This window comes from Mesorhizobium sp. M00.F.Ca.ET.216.01.1.1 (assembly GCF_004010325.2).
GTDB lineage: Bacteria > Pseudomonadota > Alphaproteobacteria > Rhizobiales > Rhizobiaceae > Mesorhizobium.
The window spans coordinates 1-375 of the sequence record NZ_SADR02000221.1; the positions used below are offsets into that span (position 1 = coordinate 1).

1 protein-coding gene is annotated in these 375 nt (G+C 60.5%); it reads right to left on the bottom strand.

Annotated features, from left to right (window positions below):
* On the bottom strand, positions 1-317 hold a 317-nt coding region (locus EN859_RS35825), incomplete at its 3' end, for a hypothetical protein (protein ID WP_210237762.1).
* Positions 318-375: the final 58 nt, after the last annotated feature.

Below are 375 nucleotides of genomic sequence, written 5' to 3' on the forward strand. Positions count from 1 at the left end.
GCCGCAAGCCGTCCGAAATGCGACTTGATGACGATCTCGTAGCGCGTGCAGTCGCGGCTCGTCTGGATGGTCGAGAACTGCTCGATGTAGCCTGAGAATTGCCTCGACAATGCATCGTCCGGCACGATCCGGAATACCGCGTCGCGGCTCAGGTAATCGGCACGCAAAAGCTGCCCCGGATGGGTCGCCACGACGCGTACGACGTTCGGTTCGCCCAGTTCTTCGGAAGCCTCGAACGACACGACCGAGAGCTGCGCCGCGCTGGCCGTGCCCGGCACGTCCAGGAAATACGCCTGCCGCCTAGGTATGGACGTCACACTGGATACAAACTTCCTCGCTTCGTCATACTGGCTGGCCATCTTTTGCAAATTCCTC